Annotated in this window: 5 protein-coding genes, 1 tRNA gene and 1 pseudogene; all 7 read right to left on the reverse strand. The window is 64.0% G+C overall.

Annotated features, from left to right (window positions below; genetic code table 11):
- Positions 1 to 59: 59 nt before the first annotated feature.
- Positions 60 to 662 (reverse strand): ABC transporter substrate-binding protein, encoded by a 603-nt coding sequence (locus IEW22_RS19415; protein WP_188588969.1) that lies wholly within the window; start codon positions 660 to 662, stop codon positions 60 to 62.
- A gap of 52 nt (positions 663 to 714) precedes the next feature.
- On the reverse strand, positions 715 to 2,607 hold the full coding sequence (locus IEW22_RS19420; protein WP_188588970.1) for an ABC transporter ATP-binding protein: 1,893 nt from the start codon (positions 2,605 to 2,607) through the stop codon (positions 715 to 717).
- A complete protein-coding gene (locus IEW22_RS19425; RefSeq protein WP_373284263.1) occupies positions 2,604 to 3,509 on the reverse strand; it encodes an ABC transporter permease in 906 nt (301 codons plus the stop codon). The genes IEW22_RS19420 and IEW22_RS19425 overlap by 4 nt, the downstream gene beginning before the upstream one ends.
- Positions 3,510 to 3,624: 115 nt before the next feature.
- A pseudogene (locus IEW22_RS19430) lies at positions 3,625 to 4,599 on the reverse strand (ABC transporter permease); the annotation flags it as partial.
- Positions 4,600 to 4,799: 200 nt separating this feature from the next.
- A tRNA-Met gene (locus tag IEW22_RS19435) sits at positions 4,800 to 4,876 on the reverse strand.
- A gap of 104 nt (positions 4,877 to 4,980) precedes the next feature.
- The gene (locus IEW22_RS19440; RefSeq protein ID WP_229742925.1) at positions 4,981 to 5,691 is read right to left on the reverse strand and encodes a sigma-70 family RNA polymerase sigma factor; all 711 of its coding nucleotides are present in this window, start codon (positions 5,689 to 5,691) and stop codon (positions 4,981 to 4,983) included.
- 181 nt (positions 5,692 to 5,872) lie between these two features.
- Positions 5,873 to 6,286, reverse strand: coding sequence for a hypothetical protein (locus IEW22_RS19445; protein WP_188588977.1), 414 nt, complete (start codon positions 6,284 to 6,286; stop codon positions 5,873 to 5,875).
- Between the last annotated feature and the right edge of the window lie 340 nt (positions 6,287 to 6,626).

Below are 6,626 nucleotides of genomic sequence, written 5' to 3' on the forward strand. Positions count from 1 at the left end.
CCGATGGAACCCTGAGCAAGTCCCATTCTGTCACTCAGACAGGGCATTTCGTCTATCCCTCATCCCCCGGACAGGTACAAATCGGTGGATCGAGGCTTAGTGTAGGTGACGACGGCCTGCTGGTCGTTGGTGCCTCGGACCACCGACTCGATCTGGTCGTAGCCGTTGGATGCGGCGATCTCGTAGGTGGTGTCCTTACCGTTCTGGGCATTCCAGTTGGCCTTGAGGTCGGTCCAGTCGATGGGGCGGCCGTTGCTCCACTTGGCCTTCGGATTGATGTTGTAGGTGACGGTGAACTTGCCGTTCACAGTCGCGGAGTCGATGGAGGTGAAGTAGTCGGTGTCGGTGTGCACCGAGCCGTCTGCATCGGCCTTCTCCGGCGTCGGCATCGACGCCTCGTAGATGTTGTTGAGGTCGACACTCGCACCGTTGACGTCGTCGTAGTTGTAGTTCGCGACCACCTGTGAGATCGGATAATTCAGGTTTCCACCCTGTTTGAGGTCGGATACCGGATGGGCGTTGATCTGCGCGACCGTCTTGAATGAGCTCGGTGCGGAGGCGTTCGGTCCGGAATCGCCGGAGCTGCAGCCGGAGGCGATCAGCGCGCACGCGGTCACCAGGGTGGCCGGCACCGCGAATCGGGTGAGTGTTCGGCGAGACATCGTAGGGAGTTGTCCTTTCTCAGATGGGCTGGTGCTCATACGGTCGTGATGGTCAGGCGGTTCTGCTGAATCCGGACTCCACGACCTCGGTGTCGCCGCGGTCGAATCGACGTCGCGAGATTTCCGGGTCGGGTACGGGTACCGCCTCCAGAAGCGCTCGGGTGTACTCATGCTGAGGATCGGTGAACACCTGCTGCGCCGGGCCGGTTTCCACGAATCGGCCGTCGCTCATCACCGCGACGTCGTCGGCGAGATGGGCCACCACCGACAGATCGTGGGAGACGAACAGGTAGGCCAGACCGAGTTCGTCCTGCAGGTCGGCGAGCAGATTGAGCACACCGGCCTGAATCGACACGTCCAGCGCCGATACCGGCTCGTCGAGCACGAGGATGTCAGGTTTGAGCGCCAGCGCGCGAGCGATCGCGATGCGCTGGCGCTGGCCTCCGGAGAACTGCGTCGGAAACCGCTCGCCCACAGTGCTGCTCAGACCCACCTGGTCGAGGAGCTCGGCCACCCGCTGCGAGCGCTGCGATCCGTCCACACCGTGGATGCGCAGCGGCTCGCCGATGATCTCCGCAACAGGCAGTCGCGGGTCGAGGGAGGCCATCGGATCCTGGAACACCATCTGGATCTTGGATCGCAGGCGTCGCTGCCCCGCCGCGTCGAGGTCGTAGGGCTGCTGCCCACACACCGAGATCGTGCCGCTCTCGGGTCGGGTGAAGTCCATGATCGCGCGCAGCGTGGTCGACTTCCCACACCCCGACTCGCCGACGATGGCCAGCGTCTTGCCTTGTCGCAAGGTGAAACTCACTCCGTCGACGGCTTGGAACGCCCCGACTGCGCGACGGAAGACCGACCCTCGGTAGGTGGTGTAGGACTTGCGGAGATCCTGCACCGCCAGCACCACATCGCCGTCGACAGGCTCAACGGCGGTCTCCGGCTCCACGTCGACGTCATAGACGATCTCAGCGGGTCGCCGTGCGGCGGCAGTGTTGACACATGCGGCGCGGTGGTCGGGCGCCACCTCCTCCAGCGGCGGCTCGCCCTGCAGGCACGCCTCGATCGCCACCGGACATCGCGGCGCGAAGGTACAGCCGCTCGGCAGTGTCACCAGCGACGGCGGCGACCCCTCGATCGGAATCAGACGGCTCTGTGCGGGAGTGTCCAGACGCGGGACCGCTCCGAGCAGCCCGACCGTATACGGCATCGAGGGATGCGCGAACAGTTCGGTCGCCGTGGCGGTTTCGACAGCCTTACCCGCGTACATCACCATCGCGCGATCAGCGATGCCCGCCACCACCCCGAGATCGTGCGTGATGAACACCATCGCCGCGCCGGTCTCGCGTTGGGCCTGCCGCAGCAGCGACAGGATCTGCGCCTGGATCGTCACGTCGAGTGCGGTGGTCGGCTCGTCGGCGATGATGAGGTCGGGTTCGTTGGCGATCGCCATCGCGATCATCACCCGTTGACGCATACCGCCGGAGAACTCATGCGGGTACGCGCGTGCCCGTGCAGCCGCATCCCGGATACCCACCGAAGTGAGCAGTTCCTGCACCCGCGCGTCGATCGCCTTGTGCGACAGGCTCTTGTTGTGCACCTCGATCGCCTCGGCGATCTGGTCGCCGATACGGAAGATGGGCGTGAGCGCGGTCAGCGGATCCTGACTGATCATCGACACCGAGCGACCCCGAAGCCGTGACATCTCCTTGTCGGACAGGCCCAGCAGCTCACGGTCGCCGAGGGTGATCGACCCACGGATCCGCGCGGTCTCGGGCAGCAGTCCCATCACCGCCAAGCTTGACACCGACTTCCCCGAGCCGGATTCGCCCACCACCGCGAGCACTTCACCGGGCTCGACGTCATAGCTGACGCCACGCACAGCGTGAACCGTTCCTTCTTCGGATCCGAATTCGACGTGCAGATCACGAACGCACAGAACGCTCATGCGCCACCGGCCTTCGACTCGGGGTCGATCGCATCACGCAGTCCGTCGCCGATGAAGTTCGCCGCCAGCACGATCAACACCAGTGCGCCACAGCAGAATCCGAAGAGCCAGGGGTAGGTCAGCGCCGAGGAGGTGCCCTCGGCGATCAACGTGCCCAGCGACACGTCGGGGCGTTGGACGCCGAAGCCGAAGTAGCTCAGACTCGCCTCCCCCACGATCGCGACGCCCACATTCAGTGTGACGTCGACGATCAGCAGCGAGGCCATCGACGGGAGGATGTGGCGGAACACGATGGTGCGCGAGGATGCGCCCATGTACTTGGCTGCCCGCACATAGTCACGTTCGCGCAACGAGGTGGTGATGGAGCGGACCATGCGCGCGGTGATCATCCAGGAGAACAGCGCGAGCAGCAGCACCAGGATCAGAAAGCTCTTGTCGCGGAACAGCGGACTGCAGATGGCGATCACCAGGAAACTCGGCACCACCAGCAGAAGATCGGTGATCCACATCAGTCCACGGTCGGTCCAGCCGCCGAAGTATCCGGCGATGGCACCGACCACGCCGGCGACGCCGGTGGAGATCACCGCGACGAGCAGGCCGATGATGAGCGACTTCTGCAGGCCGCGCAGCGTCTGCGCGAGCACATCCTGGCCGATCTGGTTGGTACCGAACCAGTGCTGCGGTGAGGGCGGCGAGGTCAGTGCGTACGGGTCGATGTCGTCATAGGCGTAGGGCAGCAGTGGTGGCAGCGCGAACGCCGCGACGAACATCACGACGAGTACCAGCACACCGAACAGCGCCAGCTTGTTGCGCATAAAGCGCCGGACGATGAGTCGTACTCGTCCTACCGGTGCGGATGCGGGATCGGCCGCAACCGTCAACTCGGTGGGATCCAGCGACATGGTCATGGGGTGAGATCTTTCTGCCGGTGGGCCTCACGAGAACTCGGATCGGCGGCGGTGACCGCCGAGGAAGAACGCCGATCGGATGCGGTGTGCGTACGGCTCGTGGCCATAAGACGCGGACCCGCGGATCGAGTGCGGCGGTGATGATGTCGGACAGCAGTCCCGACAGCAGCACCGAGAGTGCGGAGAAGAACGCCACCGCGAGTGTGATGTTGATGTCCTGGGTGTCGATGCCGTAGATGAGCCAGTCTCCCATCCCGTACCAGCCGAACACTCTCTCGGTGAAGGTCGCGCCGGTGATGATCGCGCCGATGCCGAAGGCGAAGAGGGTGGCCATCGGGATGAGTGCGGTGCGAAAGCCGTGCCGGAAGATCGCCCGGCCGCGGGTGAGCCCCTTCGCGCGTGCGGTGCGGATGTAGTCGGAGTGCATCTCGTCGAGCATCGACGCGCGCATGTAGCGGCTGTAGGAACCGATGGTGAACAGGATCAGCAGGATCGTGGGCACCAGCAGGTGTTGTGCGCGGTTGACGATCTCGTCGCCGAGGCCGCCGGACAGCGTCGCCGATGTCTCCCCGGTGTACTGGAAGAAGGTGGTTCCGGTGGACTGATTGAACTGCACGGCAAGGTATTTGAGCACCGGCGCGAGTACGAGCACCGGGATGCTGATGAGGATGAACGAGATCACCGTGGAGATGTGATCGAACAGCTTGTACTGGCGCACAGCCGAATACGCGCCGATGAGGGTGCCGAACACCGCGCCGAGGATGGTGCCGATGGTCACCAATCGCAGGCTGACGCCGATGCGCCGCCACAACTCGTCGTTGACCGATCCCGCCGCGATCGTCTGCCCGAAACTGCCGTGGAACAGCAGATCACCCAGCCAGGAGAAATAGCGCAGGAACGGGTTCTCGTCGAGGTGTAGCGCCTCCCGCTTGGCCGCGAGCACCTGTGGCGGCACCGGCGGGTTGCGCCCGAGGAGCGAGGCGAGCGGCTCGAAGGTGTACGAGGCGAGGATGTAGGTGAGGAACGTGGCGATCAACAGGAGGACGACATAGTTCGCCAGCCGCCTCAGGACATAGCCCAGCACCGCAGAAATTCCCCCTCGCGCCCCATGAACATCTGTTTCACAGATCAGTGTGCAACGGTCATATGGTTCACGAAGTCTGTTTCGTGGATGTTGCGGTGGGTAGATTCCTGGTTACGTCTGGGCGGGAGCGAGCGGGCGAGGGGGTGGGTGAGGATACGAAAAAGCCGGTGCCCTCTCGGACACCGGCTTTTTCACTTCAGTGGTAGCGGGGACAGGATTCGAACCTGCGACCTCTGGGTTATGAGCCCAGCGAGCTACCGAGCTGCTCCACCCCGCGTTGGTGAACACAACGTTACACACTCGATCGTCGCAGATGCAAATCGCGCCACTACCTGCGGTTTCACTGCGAATCGGACAGGTCGCGAAGGTGTCGGCGGAATCTCACGGACCACGCAGCGCCGCCCTCAGCGCCTCCAGCGCCTGCCGCAGCACTCGCGACACCTGCATCTGGGACACGCCGAGCCGGGCGGCGATCTCGGATTGGGTCAGCTCGAGGACGAACCGGTACACGAGCACCTTCTGCTCGGCGGAGGACAGCTGACGCAGCGCCGGGGCGAGCCCCACGGCATCGTCGATCTCGTCGTAGTCACGGCACTCGGCTGCGGGAAGCTCCAACGCGGAGCTGCCGCCGTCATCAACCGTCGTAGGCCGGTAGGCGGAATCGGCGAGAAGACCGTCCTCGATCACGTCGTCGCCGACGCCCAGTTCGGTGGCGACCTCACTTCGTGTCGGAGTCCGACCGAGTCGTTGGAAGAGTTCATCGCTGGCCGCCACGAGTCGAGCGCGACGCTCCTTGCCGTCTCGTGTCACGTGCAGTGCCCACGTGCCGTCGCGGAAGTGCCGCTTGAGCTCACCGAGCACCGTCGCCACCGCGAAGGACACGAACGCGTAGCGGCGCTGCGGGTCGAAGCGGTCGACCGCCTCCACGATCCCCAGTCGGGCCACCTGGGTCAGATCGTCGAGTGGCTCCCCGCGATGTTGGTAACGGCGAGCGAGCCGATCGCCGATCGGGACACCCAGCTCCACCGCCCGATCCCGGAATGCGCGGTATTCCGCAGAATCGGGGACAGACGACCGCATCCGCGCGATCACGCTCTCCACCGGCAGTTGCGGGACGCACAGATGCAGCGACTCACGTCGGCGAGCCTCGTGTGTGCCGATGTCTGGGATCAGCCGATCATCGTCGGCTGGGTCAGGTGAAGCCGTCGCATCTCCTCGCCGGTGCTACCCCCGTGATCCAGGGTAGCCAACGGGCGAGGAGCGCAACGTCGAGTCAGCGCTTGTTCGATGCGCGCTCTCTGCTGTGTGCACCGTAGTTGTCAGCATGCTCGGCATCGGCATGCTCATTGGCGCGATTCTCGCTCATGTCGATCTCGCCGGTGTGCGCCTGCTCCTCGGACGCGTGGTGGCCGCCGCGGTACTTGTCCTCGTACTCACGCACGAGCGGGTCAGGTGTATCACCGCTCATCAGGTCGTGGCCGTACTCAGCTTGTGCCTCCGGGTCGAAGACGTACTTGGCACGCATCTTCAGGCAGATCCCGATCACCCCCATCAGCACCAGGAACACGATGCCGAGCGTGACCGCCCACATGTTCCTCGACGCCAGTGCGACGATGAACGTGCCGCCGACGGCGAACGCCGCGAGAGCACACAGATAAGCAATCACTCCCCATGGGACACGTCTCATGGTTCACTCCTCGAATTGGGTTCACTCCTACAAATGGTGTGTACCCAGCTGTGCAGTTGCTCAAACAACGGACATTTCGGGCGAGGGGTGGGAAGTGGTTGCGTTTGTCGCAACGTGAACTGGTTGCGTACGTGGGAAGTGGTTGCGTACCTGGGAAGTGGTCGCGCTTGTCAGAACTGGTTGCGTACGCCAGAAGTGGTTGCGTTTGCACAAACGCAACCACTTTCGTCAGACGCACGGGCCTGGTGCACGGATAGGTGACAGGGTTAGTCACGCGGCCTGAGGGGCCTCGTGGTTGATGATGGTCTCGAATTCAATGGGGGTCAATCTGCCGAGGCGG

The sequence above is a fragment of the Gordonia jinhuaensis genome, assembly GCF_014639795.1.
In the GTDB taxonomy this organism is placed as follows: domain Bacteria; phylum Actinomycetota; class Actinomycetes; order Mycobacteriales; family Mycobacteriaceae; genus Gordonia_B; species Gordonia_B jinhuaensis.

Excerpts from the sequence above, each read along its gene's own strand:
- IEW22_RS19415 (WP_188588969.1), bottom strand. The coding sequence starts at position 662 with ATGTCTCGCCGAACACTCACCCGATTCGCGGTGCCGGCCACCCTGGTG.
- IEW22_RS19420 (WP_188588970.1), bottom strand. The coding sequence starts at position 2,607 with ATGAGCGTTCTGTGCGTTCGTGATCTGCACGTCGAATTCGGATCCGAA.
- IEW22_RS19425 (WP_373284263.1), bottom strand. The coding sequence starts at position 3,509 with ATGTCGCTGGATCCCACCGAGTTGACGGTTGCGGCCGATCCCGCATCC.
- IEW22_RS19445 (WP_188588977.1), bottom strand. The coding sequence starts at position 6,286 with ATGAGACGTGTCCCATGGGGAGTGATTGCTTATCTGTGTGCTCTCGCG.